General features: G+C 68.7%; 16 protein-coding genes and 1 pseudogene. 3 read left to right on the plus strand and 14 right to left on the minus strand.

The window, feature by feature from the left end; translation table 11 throughout:
* Nucleotides 1–31 precede the first annotated feature (31 nt).
* Nucleotides 32–520 carry a glutathione peroxidase gene (locus J7E94_RS15220; protein ID WP_215015829.1) on the plus strand — a complete coding sequence of 163 codons (489 nt, stop codon included), beginning with the start codon at nucleotides 32–34 and terminating at the stop codon, nucleotides 518–520.
* Nucleotides 521–600: 80 nt separating this feature from the next.
* On the opposite strand, the gene J7E94_RS15225 is transcribed toward J7E94_RS15220, so the two are convergent.
* Both J7E94_RS15225 and J7E94_RS15230 read right to left on the minus strand, forming a co-directional pair.
* Nucleotides 601–2,142, minus strand: coding sequence for an AMP-binding protein (locus J7E94_RS15225; protein ID WP_215015832.1), 1,542 nt, complete (start codon nucleotides 2,140–2,142; stop codon nucleotides 601–603).
* Between the two features lie 133 nt (nucleotides 2,143–2,275).
* Complete coding sequence (locus tag J7E94_RS15230; RefSeq protein ID WP_215015834.1) at nucleotides 2,276–3,400, minus strand: winged helix DNA-binding domain-containing protein; 1,125 nt, start codon at nucleotides 3,398–3,400, stop codon at nucleotides 2,276–2,278.
* 144 nt (nucleotides 3,401–3,544) lie between these two features.
* Between J7E94_RS15230 and J7E94_RS15235 the strand changes: the two genes are divergently transcribed.
* Nucleotides 3,545–4,714, plus strand: a complete 1,170-nt coding sequence (locus J7E94_RS15235; protein WP_215015836.1) for a magnesium and cobalt transport protein CorA — start codon at nucleotides 3,545–3,547, stop codon at nucleotides 4,712–4,714.
* A 91-nt stretch (nucleotides 4,715–4,805) separates the two neighbouring features.
* Here J7E94_RS15235 and J7E94_RS15240 read toward each other — a convergent pair whose 3' ends face one another.
* Together J7E94_RS15240 and J7E94_RS15245 are read right to left on the minus strand one after the other, a co-directional pair.
* Nucleotides 4,806–6,029, minus strand: a complete 1,224-nt coding sequence (locus tag J7E94_RS15240; RefSeq protein WP_374224445.1) for an ISAs1 family transposase — start codon at nucleotides 6,027–6,029, stop codon at nucleotides 4,806–4,808.
* 229 nt (nucleotides 6,030–6,258) lie between these two features.
* Nucleotides 6,259–7,566 carry a hypothetical protein gene (locus tag J7E94_RS15245; RefSeq protein WP_215015838.1) on the minus strand — a complete coding sequence of 436 codons (1,308 nt, stop codon included), beginning with the start codon at nucleotides 7,564–7,566 and terminating at the stop codon, nucleotides 6,259–6,261.
* 353 nt (nucleotides 7,567–7,919) lie between these two features.
* Between J7E94_RS15245 and J7E94_RS15250 the strand changes: the two are divergent.
* A pseudogene (locus J7E94_RS15250) lies at nucleotides 7,920–8,708 on the plus strand (hypothetical protein); the annotation flags it as partial.
* Between the two features lie 435 nt (nucleotides 8,709–9,143).
* On the opposite strand, the gene J7E94_RS15255 reads toward J7E94_RS15250, so the two are convergent.
* From J7E94_RS15255 to J7E94_RS15300, 10 genes are read right to left on the minus strand one after another with little or no spacing between them, the layout of a single operon-like run.
* Nucleotides 9,144–9,797, minus strand: coding sequence for a hypothetical protein (locus J7E94_RS15255; protein ID WP_215015840.1), 654 nt, complete (start codon nucleotides 9,795–9,797; stop codon nucleotides 9,144–9,146).
* 13 nt (nucleotides 9,798–9,810) lie between these two features.
* Nucleotides 9,811–10,275 carry a hypothetical protein gene (locus J7E94_RS15260; protein ID WP_215015841.1) on the minus strand — a complete coding sequence of 155 codons (465 nt, stop codon included), beginning with the start codon at nucleotides 10,273–10,275 and terminating at the stop codon, nucleotides 9,811–9,813.
* A complete protein-coding gene (locus tag J7E94_RS15265; protein ID WP_215015842.1) occupies nucleotides 10,272–11,459 on the minus strand; it encodes an MCE family protein in 1,188 nt (395 codons plus the stop codon). Before J7E94_RS15265 ends, J7E94_RS15260 begins: the two co-directional genes overlap by 4 nt.
* The gene (locus tag J7E94_RS15270) at nucleotides 11,456–12,784 is read right to left on the minus strand and encodes an MCE family protein (protein ID WP_215015857.1); all 1,329 of its coding nucleotides are present in this window, start codon (nucleotides 12,782–12,784) and stop codon (nucleotides 11,456–11,458) included. The genes J7E94_RS15265 and J7E94_RS15270 overlap by 4 nt, the downstream gene beginning before the upstream one ends.
* 5 nt (nucleotides 12,785–12,789) lie before the next feature.
* Nucleotides 12,790–13,989: an MCE family protein gene (locus J7E94_RS15275; protein WP_251056704.1), complete on the minus strand. Its 1,200-nt coding sequence runs from the start codon at nucleotides 13,987–13,989 to the stop codon at nucleotides 12,790–12,792.
* Nucleotides 13,986–14,969: an MCE family protein gene (locus tag J7E94_RS15280; RefSeq protein ID WP_215015844.1), complete on the minus strand. Its 984-nt coding sequence runs from the start codon at nucleotides 14,967–14,969 to the stop codon at nucleotides 13,986–13,988. The genes J7E94_RS15275 and J7E94_RS15280 overlap by 4 nt, the downstream gene beginning before the upstream one ends.
* Entirely contained in the window at nucleotides 14,966–16,021 is a 1,056-nt protein-coding gene (locus J7E94_RS15285) for an MCE family protein (RefSeq protein ID WP_215015845.1), read from the minus strand. The genes J7E94_RS15280 and J7E94_RS15285 overlap by 4 nt, the downstream gene beginning before the upstream one ends.
* The gene (locus J7E94_RS15290) at nucleotides 16,018–17,277 is read right to left on the minus strand and encodes an MCE family protein (protein ID WP_215015846.1); all 1,260 of its coding nucleotides are present in this window, start codon (nucleotides 17,275–17,277) and stop codon (nucleotides 16,018–16,020) included. Before J7E94_RS15290 ends, J7E94_RS15285 begins: the two co-directional genes overlap by 4 nt.
* A 4-nt stretch (nucleotides 17,278–17,281) precedes the next feature.
* Complete coding sequence (locus J7E94_RS15295) at nucleotides 17,282–18,115, minus strand: ABC transporter permease (protein WP_215015848.1); 834 nt, start codon at nucleotides 18,113–18,115, stop codon at nucleotides 17,282–17,284.
* A 2-nt stretch (nucleotides 18,116–18,117) separates the two neighbouring features.
* The gene (locus J7E94_RS15300) at nucleotides 18,118–18,888 is read right to left on the minus strand and encodes an ABC transporter permease (protein ID WP_214958201.1); all 771 of its coding nucleotides are present in this window, start codon (nucleotides 18,886–18,888) and stop codon (nucleotides 18,118–18,120) included.
* Nucleotides 18,889–19,002 lie beyond the last annotated feature (114 nt).

Consider the following 19,002-nt stretch of genomic DNA (forward strand, 5'->3'; position numbering starts at 1 on the left):
CAGCCGTTGCCCTTCCTGCCAGGAGAGCCCGATGAGCCTGTACGACATCCCGTTGACCACCCTGTCCGACGAGCCCACCACCCTCGGGGCCCACAAGGGCAAGGCGATCCTGCTGGTGAACACCGCTTCGCAGTGCGGGCTCACTCCGCAGTACTCGGGGCTGGCCCGGCTGCAGTTCAAGTACGAGGAGAAGGGCTTCACCGTCATCGGCGTGCCCTGCAACCAGTTCGGAGGGCAGGAGCCCGGCACCGCCGACGACATCCAGACCTTCTGCGCGGCCGGCTTCGGCGTCACCTTCCCGATGCTGGAGAAGTCCGAGGTCAACGGCAAGAACCGGCACCCCCTCTACCAGGAGCTCGTGAAGGTCCCCGACGCCGAGGGCGAGGCGGGGGACATCCAGTGGAACTTCGAGAAGTTCCTGATCTCCCCCGCCGGGGAGGTCGTGGCCCGGTTCCGCCCGCGGACCGAGCCGGAGTCCGCCGAGGTCATCGCCGCGATAGAGGAGCACCTGCCCGCGTAGGCGAGCCCGTACGGCAGCCCCCGGCGCTCAGCGCGCCGGGGCGGCTGCGGGGGCTGGGGCCCTGGGCCCTGGGCCCTGGGTCAGTTGACCTCGCGGTCCAGGCCGGACCAGTACGGCTCGCGCAGCTTGAACTTCTGGATCTTGCCGGTGGCCGTGCGCGGGATGGCTTCGCGGAACTCGACGCTCGTCGGGGCCTTGTAGCCGGCCATCCGCTCCTTGCAGTAGGCGATGATGTCGGCCTCCTGCGCGGTCGCGCCTTCGGCGAGCACCACGAGGGCCTTGATCGTCTCGCCCCACTTCTCGTGCGGCACACCGATGACGGCGACCTCCGCGACCGCCGGGTGGCTGAAGATCGTGTCCTCCACCTCGATCGAGGACACGTTCTCCCCGCCCGTGATGATCACGTCCTTCTTCCGGTCGGAGATCGCCAGGTGGCCGTCGGCCTCGTCGAGCGTGCCGCCGTCGCCGGTGTGGAACCAGCCGTCCCGGAGCGCCGCCGAAGTCTCCTCGGGCTTGTCCCAGTAGCCGTCGAGCACGACGTTCGACCGGGCCAGGACCTCGCCGGACCCGGAGACCTTCAGCTTGACCCCGAGCGCCGGCAGGCCCGCCCTGGACAGCTTGCGCGCCCGCTCCTCGGCGGGCAGCCCGGCGTCCGCGGGCCGGGCCCGGTTGAAGGTGAGCAGCGGCGAGGTCTCGGTCAGGCCGTAGATCTGCGTGAACTCCCAGCCCAGCTCCTCACCCACCCGCTGGATCATCTTGCTCGGCGGCGGGGCCCCGGCGCACACGATCCGTACGCGGTCGCGGCCCGGGATCTCGCCCTCCCAGGTGGCCGCCGCGTCGAGCACCGCGTTCCACACGGCGGGCGCGCCGCACATGAGCGTGACCCCGTGTTGGTCGACGCGGCGCAGGATCTCGGCCCCGTCGACCTTGCGCAGCACCACCTGCTTGACGCCGAGTCCGGCCATCACGTACGGCATTCCCCAGCCGTTGCAGTGGAACATCGGCAGCGTGTGCATGTAGACGTCGCGCTCCCACACGCGGGTGTGCAGCCCGAAGGTGAGCCCGTTGACCCAGAGGTTGCGGTGCGTCAGCTGTACGCCCTTGGGGCGGGCGGTGGTGCCCGAGGTGTAGTTGATCGTCGCGGTGGCGTCCTCGTCGGGGTGGGACCAGGGGCGCGGCTCGATGCCGAACCGCATCAGCTCGTGGTCGGTCTGCTCGCCCAGAACGAACCGGTGGCGGGCCGTGATGCCGGAGAGCGCCTCGTCCAATTCGGGGTCGAGGAGCAGGACCGAGGCCCCGCTCTGGCGGACCACGTACTCGATCTCCTCGGGCTTGAGGCGGAAGTTGACCGGAACGCAGATCCGGCCGCTCATCGGTACCGCGAACAACAGCTCCAGCATGCGCGCCGAGTTGTGGCTGACCACCGCCACGCGCTCACCCTCGCCGACACCGAGCGCGTCGAAGCCCGCCTGCCACGCCCGTACGCGCTCGCCGAGCCGCCCGTACGTCGACTCGGGTACGGGTGGGCCGGGTTGACTCGGCTCGTCGACGACACCGGGGCTGGAGGCGAAGCCCAGCTCCGCCCGGTCGAGGAAGTCCGTGACGGTCATCGGAATCCGCATTGCTCTCTCCTGATCGGGACGACGACTTCAGGTGACACCAAGTAACGAGTAACGAGTAACGAACAACAACTGCCGACTGCCGACTGACGCCTGCCGAGTGCCCGCAGTCTGGCACGGACCGCTGACGGCGTGGTCAGCCGCGAATCGGCCCGAAGCGTACGGACCCCCGTCCGGGCTCGCTCCCGGAATCTCCCATCGCGGAGATCATCAGCTCTGCCTCGGCGACGATCTCCTCCTTCCGCACCGCCGAAACCTCCCCGAACAGCTCCACGGTGACCCCATTCCCCTCCTCCGCCTTCCAGAGGCCCGCGACGAAGCCGTCGACGAGCAGGGTGCAGTGGGCCTGGTTCCCCGTCCAGGTGCGCCCTTTGACCTCCGGGGTGACCACGCGGCTGCGGTCGGCGTGCGAGAGGAGAAGGTTGTCGAATTCGGGGAGGAAGCGCGGCGGCGCCGGGGTCTGCGCGTCGGGCCGCGGGGCGTCGGGCAGGTCGAACAGCTCCACGCCGTTCTCGTCCCGGAAGACGGCCAGGCCGGGCCGCAGCCTCTCGAAGGCCTCGCGCAGCCGGGTCAGCCCGGCCCAGACCTGCATGTCCTTGACGGAGGCCGGCCCGAAGGCGGCGAGATAACGCAACACGACGTCGTCCACGGACTGCGTCGCCGCCTCCCCGGCGGGCCGCCCTCCGAGCCAGTTCTCGACGGTGGTGAGGCGGACCTGCCCGCTGCGCCCCCACACCCCGCGCGGCGTGACCTGGACCAGCGGCAGCCGGCAGCGGGCGGCGACGGACAGGGACTGCGGGTCCGCGTCGGGCCAGTGCTTGAGCAGTTCCTCGCGGATCTCGCCCATGGTGCGCGGCTCGCTCTCGACGACGGCGCGGGCGCACTCGGCGAGCCGGTCCAGGTCCACCCCGACGAGGCCCTTGCGGAAGTAGTTCACCTCCCGGTCGCGGGCGGGCTGGACGAGCGGGCGCAGGGTCAGGGCGTCGTGCGCGGTGTGGGTGTGGATCGTCGAGCGCATGGTGACCATCCGGACCACCTCGCGGGACTCCATGAGCCCGGCCAGCTCGGCGGGCCGGAAGCCGGCGAGCCGGGCGTGGAGCTGGTAGTAGGGAGGCTTCACGTTCTGCGCCTGCAACCCGAGGAGGTGCCCGACGGCGTCCGCGGCGGACATCTCGGCGCGGCTCAGGAGCAGCTGGCGGGCGAGCGTGGCACGGTTCAGTGACCGGGTGTCGAGTACGGGATGCGTTGTCCTGGAGGCCATGGCAGCAAACTAACCCCCCTTGCGGACACCCCCTGTCCGCAACCTCGGACCGCACCCCGAAGCCCAACACCCATACGCAGCCCTTTCTCCCCTATATCCTGCACCTCGCCCGTAAACAGACGTTCGACCGGGAGCTGACCTGAGATGTCGGAGCGCCCAGACCGCCGCACCCCGCCCTCCGCCGCGAAGCGCGCGGCGTGGCGCCGCCCCGGCTCCCCGGGCGCCACTCCCCCGGCGGGGGCGCAGCCGCCCGCCCCACAGCCCGCGCCGCCCGCACCCGCTCCCCCGAACCACCGCAGCGTCATCGATTCGGCCGTCTACCGCGACGGCCGCCGGATCGCCTCTCCCGCGACACTGGCCGACACCTTCCGGCAGCTGCGCGAAGAACCCGACGGCATGGCGTGGATCGGCCTGCACCGCCCCACCGAGCCCGAACTCCATTCCTTGGCCGCCGAGTTCAACCTCCACGAACTCGCCGTCGAGGACGCCCTGGAGGCCCACCAGCGCCCCAAGCTGGAGCGCTACGGCGACACCCTCTTCGTCGTCCTGCGCGCCGCCCGCTACCTCGACGCCCAGGAGGAGGTGGAGTTCGGCGAGCTCCACGTCTTCGTCGGCCCGGACTTCCTGATCACGGTCCGCCACGGCGGAGCCCCGGACCTCTCCAGCGTCCGCCGCCGCATGGAGGGAACCCCGGAGCTCCTCTCCCTCGGCCCCGAGGCCGCCCTGTACGCCATCCTCGACGCGGTGGTCGACGGGTACGCCCCAGTCGTCGAGGGCGTCCAGACCGACATCGACGAAATCGAGACGGAAGTCTTCCGCGGCGACCCCGCGGTCTCCCGCCGCATCTACGAACTCTCCCGCGAAATGGTCGAGTTCCAGCGCGCCACCCGCCCCCTGGTCGGCATGCTCCACGGCCTGATGGCCGGCTTCGCGAAATACGGCACGGACGAGGAACTCCAGCGCTACCTCCGCGACGTGGCGGACCACGTCACCCACACCAGCGAACGCGTCGACGGCTTCCGCCAGGCCCTCACCGAAATCCTGACGGTCAACGCCACCCTGGTCTCCCAACAACAGAACGCCGAAATGCGCGCCCTCGCCGAAGCCGGCTTCGAACAGAACGAGGAGATCAAGAAGATCTCAAGTTGGGCGGCAATTCTGTTTGCGCCTACACTCGTTGGGACTGTCTATGGCATGAACTTCGAAGCCATGCCAGAGCTGCGCTGGGTGTTCGGATACCCCTTCGCAGTGGCCCTAATGGCGGCAGTTTGCATCAGTTTGTACCTGATCTTCAAACGTCGGGACTGGCTCTAGATTCAGTGACTAACCACACCGCCCACCAATTCCATTTGCATCTGCACCGCCGAAAATCGAGCGCGTGACGTGCCCTGGGGACAGGGTGGCTTCAAGTTCCCGGTAGGAGTGGGCTATCGGTGATGCCCCAGATCCAGACGGCGTGTTCGGGTTCGTCCCGGATTGCTCGGGTGGTCTTGGCGATGTTGTCCGCTCCCAGCAGCCGCAGCCTGCCGATGGCCAGGTTCCGCAAAGCGGCCATCGCCCGCGGCGCGCTGCCGGTGTGGACGGTGGAGGCGTCCTCGGCGAACACCACATCTCTGACATGGTGGCTGGAATTTTCGATTCCCCAGTGCCCGCGCACGTATCCGCCCAATTCGGCAGGGCTGGCCTGGTGGGTATCGAGGCTGGTGACGGCGTAGACCGTCTCCCGGGTCTGACGCTTGCCGCTCTCCTGGCGGCGCCGGTGGATGCGCAATACCAGCCGCGCTTCCGGGAAGGCGATCCCACCCAGGTTCACCGCGATGGCCATGGTCTTGACCGAGCGGGACTCCCGCCGGCCGTGCCCGGTCCCGGAGACGGTGTGTGCTATGGGCACCTGCTCCCACGGCAGGGCCTTGACCTGGACCGACGCGGTCGGCTGATTTCCCTTGATCACCGCGATGTAGTGGGCCTTCTTCTCCTGCACCAGCCAGCGCACCTGGTCCTTGACGCTGTGCAGGGCGTCGAAGGTGACCACGGCGCCGGCCAGGTCGAGTGGTTCCAGCAGCGGGCGGAAGGCGGCCGTCTCGTTGGTCTTGGCCCCCACCTCCCGCTGGGCCAGGGTGACGACGGGGGCGTGGGTGACGGCGGACAGCAGGTGGCGGTGGCGCTGCTGTCGGTGCGCGGAGCCGGACAGAGCCTTGCCGTCCACCGCGATCGCCAGCCGCGGCGCGAAGCGGGTGCCGCCGGCATTGATGTGGTCGCGTTCGGCCAGGTAGGTGCCGATCGCGGCGTCCAGGGCATCGCCGTCGAGGACGGCCAGGAGCCGGGTGAGGGTGGCATGGGACGGGGCGCGCCGACGTCCGGGCAGGTGGCGGCGGATGCCGAGCTGTTCCAGCACCGTGGTGGTGGCGCGCTGTCCCCACTCGGTGATCTCGGTGACGGTCCGGGCGCCGGAGACGACTGCGCAGGCGCAGATCAGCAGCAAGCGGACCAGGGGATACCACCTCCCGCGACGCGAACGCGGGTCGGGTACGCGCTGGAGGTGGGCGCGCAAACGGCCGGTGTCGTGCTGGTGAAGGGGGCCCAGTTTCGCCAGGACGGCAGGGATCGGGGGAGGATGGGCGGCAGGCACGGGACCTCAATGTGAGCAGCTGGCGTAGACACCCTGATGATCACTGGTCTCGTGCCTGCGCCGTTGCCGCCCCAACTCCCCCTGAACACAGGCAATCTACGCGATCCCCGGACTTGCAACCGCCCTGCCGTCGGTCATGGTGCTGAACAATGCGATGAGAGCCACAACCGCGTTCGAGGTTTCGGGCAACCCCGCACCACTCACCAAGTGAGTGCGAGCGCGCCTACGCCTACGCGGGCAGCGCAGGGAACACGACCACTGAGCCGTCCTTGTTGCGGGCAATCTCAATCGCCACGTCTGTCGTGGGGCTGTTGACCATGACGCCGTCGCCCAGCTTGTGAAGCCCGTTTGCCGCGCGCAGCAGGCGATCGACGTCACCGATGTGCATCAGGGGCAGCAAACTGGACGTGCGTGCCAGCTCCAGCGCCGACAGGCGCTCCAGGACCCCGGCGATGCTCGACTCCAGTTTGTCGAGGCGCTGCTGGTCGGCCTTGAGTGCGCGGGCAAAGTTCTCGAACAAGTTGCCAGGGTCGATCTGGGCATGCTCGACGGCCTGCAGGACAATGACTCGCCGCTTCAGCGCAATGGCCAAGGCAGCGAGTTCGAGGTGGGTGCGAAACGTGCCGCCATGGTCGTCGACGCCGGGGAACGACTTGTTGAGCGTGCCGATCTCGACGGCCTTGCCGTCGGGCAGCTTGTCGAGTGCGCTCTGCCACTTGGCAAGGCGGCGGTCAGCGGCGGCCAGGGCCTTGCTGATGGCATGCACTGCCGAGTCCAGTCCCAGCGAGACACCGAGCTTGCCCTGGTCGAGCAGAACGGCGGTGGCTTTGTCAATGGCATCGCGGCAGCCGTCGAGTTCGCTGCGCTCGTCATCGAGCTTCTGTTCGTGCAGTTGCTCCAGCAGTTCTGTGATGTGCTCGATAGCCTGCTGGCGCTTGTGGTCGGCATTCGCGCTCAGCCCCATCGCTACGGCCATGAGCACGAGCGGCGCGGCCACGGTGAACGCCGCGCTGCCAGCGACCGCGACGCCGGCTGTTGCACCGGCTCCACCGACTGCGCCTGCAGCTGCCGCTTTACCGACTGGCACGAACGTCGCCTGGGCGGCGATGCCCGTTGAGTTCACGAGTACACCGTGGATGCCGCCGGCCGCCACTTTTGACGCCATCGGGCGAACGATGCCCTGACCGAGCTGGGCGGCAACCTTCGCCGGAACCACCATGCGATACAGGCCTTCGCCGGCAGCGGTCGCCGTAGCCGCCACAGAGGAACCTCGCGCTGATTGCGTGATGAGCTTCGACAGGTGCTCTGCCAAGGGACTCGCGGCATCGAGCGGGATACCTCGGCTGCGGTCGAGCTTGTCGGGCAGCGGATGTACCTCGAGTGTGGCAATCGGCTCGTCGGCCAGGACTGCCAGCACACTGCGCAGTTCAGCCAAGCGCTCAGCCGTCATCGGCTCGTCTCCGACCAATGCCGGCACCCGGACGTCACCGGTCGCCAGCGTCCACACCGGAACGATTGCCTTGCGGTCGTCAGTCATCGTCTCCCCCCTCGTTTTCCCACAACAGCCTACGGCTGACGACCGAGAAGAACGTCATGAACCTTGTGTATTCAGCGACGGGCGCTGTCTCCCGGTGAACTGACGATCTGGCAACGGAAGAGTGCCTCTCTCACCTGCGATGATCTGGATTGTCTAGATCAAGAACGTCGCGAAGCGGGGTGCACCCAGAAGGCGAAGGGTAGCGGGTGGGACCGGCGGCTCATGGTGCGGGCCGACGAGAAGAACCTCGTTGGGCACGCGGGAATCGTGCTGCTGCGGAAGATCGCGGACCGTAGCGGGCTCACAGCCGCCCTGACCACGGCGCTCCCGCAGGGTATGGGGGATCCGGGAGGATGGAGCGGCAGGCACGGGACCTCAATGTGATCAGCTGGCGTAGACACCCTGATGATCACTGGTCTCGTGCCTGCGCCGTTGCCGCACTAACTCCCCCTGAAAACAGGCAATCTACGCGATCCGGGAACTTGCAACCGCCCTGCCCTGGGGAGCCGCTGGGGAGAATAGATCCCTACGAACTTGTACTCGGCCGCGTCATCGAGCAGCGCACCGACGCGGGCGACGTCACCACGTATACCTACGGCGCATCAGGCCATCTGATCCACACGGCCAACGCGGACGCAGAGGTAGCCATCGAGCGGGACCTCCTGGGCCGGACGCTCACAGAAACCGTCAACGGCAGAACCACCGCCTACGCGTACGACCTGCGGGGCCGTGTCTCCCGGCGCATCACCCCATCGGGTGTCACGTCATACTGGACCTATGACGCGGCAGGACGCCCCACCGGACTCGGCACCGAAGCCGGCTCACTGACCTTCACCTACGACGCCGCCGGCCCCGAGACCGAGCGCCGCCTCGGCGACGCCGTCACCCTCACCCAGTCCTGGGACGCCGCCCACCGCCTCACCGAACAGACTCTTTCAGGCCACCTGAACGAGGCCGATCGTCTGCTCCAGCACCGCACGTACGCCTACCGCGAAGACGGCTACCTCACCGAGATCCGCGAACTGACCTCGGGCACCCGCCGGTTCGACCTGGACGGCGTGGGCCGCGTCACGGGCGTCCGCGCGCACGGCTGGACCGAGACGTACGCCTACGACGCGGCGGGCAACCTCACCCACGCCACCGCCCCCGCTCACGACACCGCCGGTGACCGCGCATTCGCCGGCACCCTCATCCGCAGCGCCGGCCGCACAGCGTACGAACACGATGCCCAGGGCCGCCTGATCCGCAAGACCCGCGTGACCCAAGAGCTGCCTGGCGGCATGATGGCCCTCCCCAGCTCCTCCTCCACAATGAGGCCCCGCCGCCTGGATCGATGCCCTGACCAGCGGCGATGTTCCTTCGGGGACGGCCTCGGCTGGAGAGAATCTGGGGAGAATGAGGGCCCGTTGGGGAGCGGCTGGGGAGGATCGGCTGCACAAACGGGCAGCACGGTGAAAGGGGCCGAAAGGTCGATCGCCGCAGGTCAGAGCGCCTATCGGGCTAGCGCCGCAACGCCCAGCAGGGTGATCGGTTTGACCGGCACCAGCGAGTATCCACTCCAGGGCCCCGGGCCCCGGTCACAGCGCGTCCACAGCGCTGACCTTCCAGCCTTGTGGAGTGCGGACGAGGGTCATGCGGACGCGGTTGAGGTCGAGACGCGGGGTGGCGATCTGGGTGCTGGTGGTGAGCTGGTTCATGAAGAGCAGGACGACGGCCTTGTTCGGGGACGCTGAGATCACCGACGCCGCCGGGGCGGCGTCGCCGGTCGCGATGGCGGCTTTCACCACTCCGCTGTAGGTCTTGGCAGTGGGCGCCACCACGGTCTCCGTGGTCTTGCTGTACTGGTCGAGGAAGGGGCCGGTGAGGTGGCCGCGGGCCGCGGCGAAGTCGCGGTCCAGGTGGCGGTAGTCGTACGAGAGGATCACCGGGGCGGCCTTGCGGGCCGCCGTCAGGGCCGCTGCGCGGGCCTCGGTCGTGCGCTCGGCCTCTCGGTACTTCCAGGCGAGCGTGGCCGTTGCGGCCAGGGCCAGTAGGACCACAATGCCGAGTAGTGCGGTGAGGCGACGGGGTCGGCTGCGGGCCGGCTTGGCGGGCATCGTGTCCGCCGGCTCCGGGGCGGCCGGCTCCAGGTCGGCCTCCTGCCGGCGGCTTGCCTGCTCGGCGCGTTTGGCTGCCGCGCGCGCGGCTGCCGCCACGGAGCGCCGGCGGGCTCGAACGGTCGTGTTCGCCATGGTAGTTCTCCTGTCAGCCGACGAATTCGACGTTGGACGTCAGCCACTGCCCGCCCTCGAAGACGAGGTCGAGCTGAAGGCGGTAGTTACGGGACGTGCCCTCGGGGGCGGCGACGTTGGTGACCTTGCCGTCGGCGACCACCAGGACACGGGCCGTGCGGTCGTCGGCCCGGGCGATGCCCGCGTCGATGATCTGTCCCTCCGAGACGGACTTGTTCTCGGCGACAATCTTCGTCAGCTCCGCGGTCTGGGCCGAGAACTGCTTCTTGAACTCCCCGGTCGCGCCGTTCAGGACGGTCTTGCTGTCCCGCTCGTATTGGCGGTAGTCGAGCGAGGTGAAGTTCAGCGCCGACTGGCGGGCGGCGGCCAGGATGTCCTGGTCCCGCCGGTCCTCCTCATCGCGCTCGTACAGCTGGAGGCCCAGCCAGCCGGAGGAAGCCATCAGTACGGCAGCCAGGACGGCGAGTATGCGGGTCATGCCATGGGGCCCACGAGCAGCCATTGCCAGGAGTCCTTTCCGAATACGGTCTGTGCTCCGCCCGTCGAGCCGATCTGTACGCGGCTTCCCGGTGCGTTCTGGGCGCCGCGGACGGACGTGTCGCCGCCGCGCGGGGCCGTGCAGCGGGCGCCGGTGTTGGCCGGGCGGTCGGTGGTGTCGGCGGGGTCGCGGCGCTGGGTTCCGTACCCCGGGCGGCAGGGCGGCGGGTCGTCGGCGTTGACGACCATTCCGAAGTGGGTTGTGCCGTCTCCGGGAAGCACTGTGTAGCTGCCGGAGACGACCGCGGGGAAGGTGACCAGCATCTGTTCCACACCGGGCAGCCGGGCGAGGGTGATCTGACCTCCGCTGATCAGGTTGCCCAGCAGAACCGGGAGGTGGGGACGGGTGTCCCTCATGAGGGAATCCACCTGCTGGGCGGCGGAGGTGCCGTTGGCCATCAGAGCGCGGATATCACCGTCGCTCGCCCTCAACTGCGCGGTGAGCGCCGCCAGATCCCGGGAGAAGGACGTGATCGCCGAACCTTGATCGGCCTGCGTCTTCAGGACCTTCCGGGAGTCCTCGATCAGCGCGATGGTCTGGGGAAGGGAATCGGAGGCCGCCTCGACCAGGGCGTTGCCCGAGTCCACCAGCCGCGTCAGGTGGGGGCCGGTGCCGGAGAACCCCTTGCCCAGTTCGTCGACCGTGATCCGCAGGTCCTGCTTGTCCACCGAGTTGACCAGCCGGTCCAGGCTCAGAATCAGGTCCGTCGTGGGCATCGGCACCCGGGTGTCATGGCGGGGGATGGAGCTGCCGTCCCGCAGATACGGGCCGCTGCCGGAGCGCGGCTGCAGGTCCACGTACTGCTCGCCGACGGCCGAGCGGTTCGCCACCACGGCCAGGCTGTCCGCCGGGATCCTCGGGGAGTCCTCCAGAAGCAGCCCCACCGAGACTCCGCCGGAGCCGGTCAGCCGCAGATCGCCCACGCGGCCCACGGGCACCCCTCGGTACGTGACCTCGGCCCCGGAGTAGATGCCTCCCGAGTCGGCGAAGTCGGCCCGTACGGTGTATCCGCGGTCCAGGGCGCGGTCGGCCAGTCCGGTGTACTCGGCGCCGACGTAGGACACCCCGATCACGGTGATGAGCGTGAAGGCGAGCAGCTGGGTCTTGACTGTGCGGGTGATCACGGCGCCAGTCCCTTCATCAGCAGCTCGGCGAGCGCGAGGTCGACACCCGGCGGAAGGCCACCGTTGCCGTCTCCTCCGCTGTAAGCGGTGTACGAGGCCTGGTTGGCCGACAGGCAGAGCGGCAGGCAGTCCAGCTCGACGCCGCCCGACCCGCCCGAGCCGCCCGAGCCGCCAGGCAGTTCTGGCGTCCCAGGCGGCTTCGGGGCCTGGGGAACTCGTGGAAGGGCGGGGGTTTCGGGGAGGCCCGGGAGCGCGGGGACTTCGGGCAGCCCGGGAGTGGGGGCGCCTGGCAGCCCAGGAGGCACGGGCGCGGCGGGCTTCGGGGGCTGACCGGCCAGGTTTCCGTAGACGCTGCGCAGGTCGAGATCGGCGGTGACCTTGAGGTTGACGTAGTCGCCCTTGATCGCGTCCACCACATTGCGCGGGAAGGGATAGGTCGTCAGCAGCTCCAGTGCGCCCGGCAGGTCGGCGCCCGCCTTGTTCAACTGCTGCAGGATCGGCTGGAGCGCGCGCAGATTCGTGATCACGTCGTCGCGCGACGCGTTGATCACCTTCGTGCCCGTCTCACCCAGCGCCGACAGCGAAGTGAGCATGGTGGTCAGCTTGGCCCGCTCGTCGGCCAGCACCTTCAGCGCGGGCGGCACGGTGGTGAGGGCCTGGTCGATCGTCTTCTTCTCCTTGGCGAGGGTGGCGGCCAATGTGTCGACGCCCTCCAGCGCGCGGACGATCTCCTTCTTCTGGGCGTCGAGGCCACCGAGGAACGTGTCCAGCTCGGAGAGCAGGGACTTGACCCGATCCTCGCGACCCTCCAAGGCCTTGTTCAGCTCCGTGGTGATGGTGTGGAGCTGTGCGACTCCACCGCCGTTGAGCAGGGCCGACAGCGCAGACAGCACCTCTTCGATTTCGGGGTTGCGGCCGCTGCGGGAGAGCGGGATCCGCGCGCCGTCGGTGAGCCTGCCCACCGGCTCGGTATCCGCCGGCGCCGACAGTGCCACGTACTTCTCACCGAGCATGCTGGTCTGGCGCAGCTCGGCGACCGCGTTGCCGGGGAGCTTGACCGAGTCGGAGATCCGCAGCCGCACCCGGGCGTGCCACCCGTCCAGTTCCACCCTCTCGACGGCTCCAACGGTCACGTTGTTGACCTTTACCGTGGACTGCGGGACGAGATCGAGGACGTCCTGGAACTCGACCGTGACCCGGTAGCTGCGCCCGTCCGCGGCCGCGCCGCCGGGCAGGGGAATTTCGTACAGGCCCTTGAACTCGCAGCCGGTCAGCAGCAGCGAACCGGCGGCCGTCCACAAGGCTGCCTTGAGCGGAGCTCTCATGTACGTCACGTACGGGCCTCCAGGATTCCGCCGAGCGTCTTGTCCATCGAGCCCGTTGCGGCCACGGGAAGTGCCGCTCCGGTGAGCGGGTCGGCCGCGGGCAGCTTGGGCAGGGAGTCGAACAGGGTCTTCAGATCCCGGCAGTCGGTCTTCTCCCCGGTCGTCTTCAGCAGGGAGCACAGCAGCTCGGCCGGGTCGTGGAGCTGTTCGGGGTTGCTGCGGGTGTCGAGCGTGCCGGATGAGGGGTTGTAGGCGTTCTGCAGATTGGACAGCCCGGCGGGGGCGACTTCGAGCAGCTCTTGGAGGGCGGCGCGCTGCGTGACGAGCACGTTGGTCACGTTGGCCAGGCCCTTCACATCGGCGGTCAGGTCCTTCTTGTTCTGCTTCACGAACTCGGACACATCGGCGAGCGCGGCCGCAAGATGCTTGATCGCCGCGGCGAGGTCCTGGCGTTCCCCGGCCAGTTGCTCGGCCACCTTGGCCAGGCTGTCGTTGAACGACCGGACGTCGGCGTCGTCGGCCGCCAGCGCGGCGGTGAACACCTGCAGATTCCGTACGGTCCCGAACAGGTCCTGCCGGCCGTCGGACAGTGTGGTGACGGCCTGCGAGAGGTCCTCGACCGTCTGGTGCAGCTGCGCGCCCTGGCCCTGGAGGTTGTCCGCGCCGACGGCGAGCAGCCGGGAGAGCGAGCCGTCCTTGTTGGCGCCCTGGGGGCCGAGCGCGTCCGCCGTCATACGGAGGCTGTCGAAGACCCGGTCCAGCTCGACCGGTACGGCCGTGCGCTCCTCGGGGATGACCGCGCCGCTCTTCAGCACCGGGCCGCCGCGGTGGACGGGCAGCAGCTGGACGTAACGGTCGCTGACCACCGAGGAGTTGATGATGGCCGCCTTGGCCTCCTCGGGGACCTTGTACTGGGCGTCGTACTCCAGCTCCACGCGCACCCGGGCACCCTGCGGCGTGATCTTCTTGACCTCGCCGATCGGGATGCCGAGCACGCGCACGTCGGAGCCGGGGTAGATGCCGACGGTACGCGGGAAGTACGCGGTCACCCGGACCTTCGGTGACTCGGAGAGCTGTACGACGGCCAGGGCGGCGGCCACCACCAGCACGGTGGCGAACGCGAGGCGGCGGACGAGACGCCTGTTCGGCGCGAGCTTCGCCGACGGCTTCGGGAGCTTCAGCGCAAGCCGCATCGGGATCCTCATCGTGTCCCTCCCGTCCGTGGAACCACCGGTGTGGGTGCGACCAGGTTCTGGATGTAGCTGTCGAACCATCGGCCGTTGCCGAGGGTGTTGGTGAAGACCCTCGCGAAGGGCGCCATGAGCTGGATGCTGCGGTCGAGGCTCGCCTGATTGCGTTCCAGCATCCGCACCACGGTGTTCAGGCGGCTGAGCGCCGGCCCGATCTCCGCTTGGTTGTCCCTGACCAGGCCGGAGAGCTGGATGCTGAGGGCGACGGAGCTCCCCAGCAGCGCGTGGATGGCCTGGCGCCGCGCGTGGATCTCCTTGAACAGCGCGTCGCCGTCCTTGACCAGCTTGCCGAACTCGTCCTTCCGCTCGGCGAGCACTCCGGTGACCCCGTTGGCGTGGTCGAGGAGTTCGCGTAGCGCCTCATCGCGCGAGGCCACGGTCCGGGAGATCTTCGAGAGCCCCTGGATGGAGGCTTTGACCTCCTCGGGGGCGTCCTCGAAGGTGGTGGAGATGGTGTCCAGGGAGGCGGCCAGCCGCTGCTTGTCGATCTGTTCGGTGGTCGTGGTGAGGTCGCTGAAGGCCGCCACCACGTCGTACGCCGGGACCGTGCGGCTCAGTGGGATCTCGCTGCCCGGCTTCAGCCGGCCTGAGCCCTTCGGCTCCAGCGCGAGGTACTTGGCGCCCAGGATCGTCTTGATACGGATCGACGCACCGGTACGGGCCCCGAGCTCCGGGTCTCCCTTGATCCGGAAGGTCACCTTGACGTGGTCGCCGGCCAGCTCGACCGCGTCGACCTTGCCGGACTTGACGCCGGCGATCCGCACCTCGTCGCCGGCGCGCAGCCCGCCGGCCTCGGAGAATGCCGCGCTGTACGTCTCGCCACCGCCGATCAGCGGAAGGCTCTCGACGTTGAACGCGGCGGCGATCAGCAGCGCGATCGTGGTGAGGCCGGCGGCGCCGACACCCAAGGGATTGCGTTCACGGAAGGGGATCAACGGCCGCACCTCGCCCGGGCGACATGGAGTTCGGGGGTGATGATCTCGTTGGTCTTCGGCAGCACGATCCGGCCGTCGAAGTCGCAGAGATAGAAGTTGAACCAGGAGCCGTACGAGGCGGTGCCGGTCAGCTCGTTGAGCTTGTTCGGCAGCCGCTGCAGGACACCCTCCACGGTCTTCTCGTGGCCGTTCAGCGTTTCCGTGAGCTTGGCCAGCTCGGCGATATCGGTCTTCAGCGGCGGCCGGGCGTCGTTAAGGAGGCCGGAGGTGGCCTCCGCGAGGCCGTTGATGCCCGCCAGCGATTCACCGATGGGCTTACGGTCGGCCGACAGGCCCGAGATCAGCCGTTGCAGCTGCGCGATCAGCTCGGAGAAGCGGGTGCTGCGCTTGTCCACGGTGCTCAGCACGGTATTGAGGTTGTCGATGACCGAACCGATCAGCTTGTCGCGTTCGGCGAGTGTCGTGGTGAGCGAGGCGGTGTGCGCGAGCAGGCTGCGGACGGTACCGCCCTCGCCCTGCAGGGTCTTGATGATCTCGGTGGCGAGCTGGTTGACGTCCTTCGGGCTCAGTGCGGCGAACAGCGGCTTGAACCCGTTCAGCAGGGCGTTGAGATCGAGTGCGGGCTCGGTACGGGAGAGCGGGATCCGCCCGCCGGGCCGCAGCCGCTCCCCCTCCCCCGCCCCTTCCGCCAGCGCGATGTACCGCTGCCCGACCAGGCTCCGGTAGCGGATCACGGCACGGGTGCTGGTGAGCAGCGGCCGGTCGCGGGAGACGGTAAAGGTCACCGCGGCCAGCGTCCGGTCCGTGATGGCGATGCTCTCGACCTCGCCGACCCGCACCCCCGCGACCCGGATGTCGTCGCCCTCCTCCAGGCTGGTGACATCGCTGAACACGGCAGTGTAGGTCTCCTTGGGGGTGAAGGAGAGATTGACGATGGTGGCCGCGAGCACGGCGGTCGCTGCCACGGTCACCACCGCGAAGACGCCGAGTTTGATCAGCTGGGGGGCTGTCGCCATCGCGTTCGGGCGACGGATACGACTCGTCGTGCTCATATGACACTCACCGCCGTTCCCCGTGCCATCGGTCCGAAGAGCAGGGTCGTGACCGCCGGCACCTCGTCGGCGGGCACGCCCATGACCGGGGACACGAGTGAGGCGACGGCGTGCTGTTCGGCCGGGGTTCCGGACACGGTGCGGCCCGTACTACTCGCCGACGTACCGTCGTTGAGCTTGATCGGCGGTGCTGGTACGTGAGGGTGGGGCAGACCTCTGCAGTTGGGTCCTGAGCGGTCGGCATAGCGCGGTTCCTCGCCGGGTCGGTAGGGGGGACGTGGGTGGACGAATTCGAGGGTGATGCGCATCCTTCCGCCCTTGAACGCCTCTTCGGACGCCGCTTCCTGGCGCACCAGCCCGGACAGCAGGCACGGGTACTCCGGCGAGTAGCGGGCGAACAGGGCGAGGGTGGGACGGGAGACGCGGCCCAGGGTGATCAACCGTTCGGAGTTCTCGTCGAGTACGCCTTCCGTGGTGTTCGCGGCGGTGGCGGTGTGGGCGAGGACCGACGCGAGCTGGTTCTTCTGCTCGACCAGCGTCCGGCTGGTGGTGAGGGTGTTGTCCAGGATCCGCAGCAGGTCCGGGGCGGCGTCGCGGTACACCTCGGCCACATCGGCGAACCGGGCGATGTCCTCCTTGAGGGAGGGCATATGCGGGTTGAGCCGACGCAAGTAGTCGTCGAGGCGGGTGAGGTTGTCGCCGATCCGGTCGCCGCGCCCTTCGAGGGCGTTGGCGAAGGCGGACAGGGTGGCGTTCAGCTCGCCGGGCTTCACCGTGCGCAGCAGCGGCAGCAGGTCGTTCATCAGCCGCTGAAGCTCTATGCCGACCGTGGTGCGGTCCTGGGTGATGACGTCACCGGCGCGGATATGCCGTACCGACGGCTTCTGGGGGGCGACCAGGTCGACGTACTTCTCGCCGAACAGGGTCTTGGGCAGCAGCCGGGCATGGACGTCGGCCGGGATGAGGGGGACATGCTCCGGCCTCAGCGCGAGGGAGAGGGTCGCCTTCTCGCCGTCGGCCTCGACCTCGCGTACCTCGCCGACCAGCAGGCCGCGCAGCTTGACGTCCGCGCGCGGCTCCAGCTGGTTGCCTAGGGTGTCCGCCTCCAGGGTGATCCGGACGACGGAGGTGAACACCTGCTGGTAGACGGCGAGCGTCAGGGACAGCAGCAGCGCGATCACGGCGATGAAGACGATGCCGTACAGCCGCAGTTGGGTGGGCCGCGTGAGTGCCGGGGCCGGTATTCGTATACGCATCCGTCTACCCCGCTATCCGTACGGTCGTGTTGGCGCCCCAGATGGCGAGGCTGAGGAAGAAGTCGAGGACGTTGACGGCCACGATGGACGTCCGTACGCCGCGGCCGACCGCGACACCGACACCGGCCGGGCCGCCGCTCGCGTAGTAGCCGTAGTAGCAGTGCACCAGGATGATCACGACGGCGAAGACAATCACCTTGCCGAAGGACCACAGCACGTCGACCGGTGGCAGGTACTGCTGGAAGTAGTGGTCGTACGTGCCGGTGGACTGCCCGTAGTAGCCGGTGGTGATGGTACGGGCGGCGAAGTAGGAGGACAGCAGCCCGATCACGTACAGCGGGATCACCGCCACGAAGCCGGCGATCATCCGGGTGGTGACCAGGAACGGCAGCGACGGGACACCCATCACCTCAAGCGCGTCGGTCTCCTCGCTGATCCGCATCGCGCCGAGCTGGGCGGTGAAGCCCGCGCCGACCGTCGCCGACAGCGCGAGCCCGGCCACCAGCGGGGCGATCTCGCGGGTGTTGAAGTACGCGGACAGGAACGCCACGAAGTTGGACGTGCCCAGCTGGTTGAGCGCCGCGTAGCCCTGAAGTCCGACCTCGGTACCGGTGAAGAAGGAGAGGAAGGCGATGACGCCGACCGTGCCGCCGACGACCGCCAGCGCGCCGCGGCCGAAGCTCACCTCGGCGAGCAGGCGCAGGACTTCCTTCTTGTAGCGGCGCAGGGTGCGGCCGGTCCAGGCGAGGGAGCGCCCGTAGAAGACCAGTTGCGTGCCCAGCTCCTCCAGGGAGCGCCCGGCCTGTTGGAGCACCCTCAGCGGATTCAGCAGAGTCATCGTCATCCCCTCTGCGGAACGATTTGGAAGTAGACGGCGGTCAGCACGAAGTTCGTCACGAACAGCAACATGAAGGTGATGACCACGGACTGGTTCACGGCGTCGCCGACTCCCTTGGGGCCGCCCTTGGCGGTCAGGCCCTTGTACGAGGCGACGATCGCGGCGATGGCGCCGAAGACCAGCGCCTTCAGTTCGGCCGCCCAGAGGTCGGACAGCTGGGCGAGGGTGGTGAAGGAGGCCAGGTAGGCACCGGGAGTGCCGTTCTGCATGACCACGTTGAAGAAATAGCCACCGGCCACCCCGACAACGGAGACCAGGCCGTTGAGCAAGACCGCCACGAGCATGGTGGCCAGCACCCGGGGCACGACCAGCCGGTGGATCGGGTCGATACCGAGCACCTGCATGGCGTCGATCTCCTCCCGGATCTTGCGTGCCCCGAGGTCCGCGCAGATCGCGGTGCCGCCGGCGCCGGCGATGAGCAGCGCCGTGACGATGGGGGACGCCTCCCGAAGTACCGCCAGGACAGAGGCGGCGCCGGAGAACGACTGGGCGCCGAGCTGCCGGGTCAGGCTGCCGATCTGGAGCGCGATGACCGCTCCGAAGGGGATGGAGACCAGGGCCGTGGGCAGGATGGTGACGCTCGCGATGAACCACGCCTGCTGGATGAACTCCCGTACCTGAAAGGGGCGTCGAGGCAGGGTCCGGAGGACGTCCAGGGCCATGGCGAAGAGGCTGCCGGTATGCCGGAGCGCTCCGCTGGGTGAGAAGCTCATCCGTCTGCCCCCTGTGCCGGGCTCGGCTCCGCCGCCTTCCGGTCCGGGTCAGCCCCTGGGCGCAGCGCTGCCGCCATGCCCTGGGCCGGGGCCGGGACCGGGACCGGGACCGGG

Origin of the sequence: Streptomyces sp. ISL-94 (assembly GCF_018614075.1) — a bacterium.
In the GTDB taxonomy this organism is placed as follows: Bacteria; Actinomycetota; Actinomycetes; order Streptomycetales; family Streptomycetaceae; genus Streptomyces.

Coding starts and splice junctions, on each gene's coding strand:
- J7E94_RS15290 (WP_215015846.1), bottom strand. CDS start 17,277: ATGCGTATACGAATACCGGCCCCGGCACTCACGCGGCCCACCCAACTG.
- J7E94_RS15220 (WP_215015829.1), top strand. CDS start 32: ATGAGCCTGTACGACATCCCGTTGACCACCCTGTCCGACGAGCCCACC.
- J7E94_RS15270 (WP_215015857.1), bottom strand. CDS start 12,784: ATGAGAGCTCCGCTCAAGGCAGCCTTGTGGACGGCCGCCGGTTCGCTG.
- J7E94_RS15225 (WP_215015832.1), bottom strand. CDS start 2,142: ATGCGGATTCCGATGACCGTCACGGACTTCCTCGACCGGGCGGAGCTG.
- J7E94_RS15260 (WP_215015841.1), bottom strand. CDS start 10,275: ATGACCCGCATACTCGCCGTCCTGGCTGCCGTACTGATGGCTTCCTCC.
- J7E94_RS15255 (WP_215015840.1), bottom strand. CDS start 9,797: ATGGCGAACACGACCGTTCGAGCCCGCCGGCGCTCCGTGGCGGCAGCC.
- J7E94_RS15235 (WP_215015836.1), top strand. CDS start 3,545: ATGTCGGAGCGCCCAGACCGCCGCACCCCGCCCTCCGCCGCGAAGCGC.
- J7E94_RS15300 (WP_214958201.1), bottom strand. CDS start 18,888: ATGAGCTTCTCACCCAGCGGAGCGCTCCGGCATACCGGCAGCCTCTTC.
- J7E94_RS15275 (WP_251056704.1), bottom strand. CDS start 13,989: ATGAGGATCCCGATGCGGCTTGCGCTGAAGCTCCCGAAGCCGTCGGCG.
- J7E94_RS15285 (WP_215015845.1), bottom strand. CDS start 16,021: ATGAGCACGACGAGTCGTATCCGTCGCCCGAACGCGATGGCGACAGCC.
- J7E94_RS15245 (WP_215015838.1), bottom strand. CDS start 7,566: ATGACTGACGACCGCAAGGCAATCGTTCCGGTGTGGACGCTGGCGACC.
- J7E94_RS15295 (WP_215015848.1), bottom strand. CDS start 18,115: ATGACTCTGCTGAATCCGCTGAGGGTGCTCCAACAGGCCGGGCGCTCC.
- J7E94_RS15230 (WP_215015834.1), bottom strand. CDS start 3,400: ATGGCCTCCAGGACAACGCATCCCGTACTCGACACCCGGTCACTGAAC.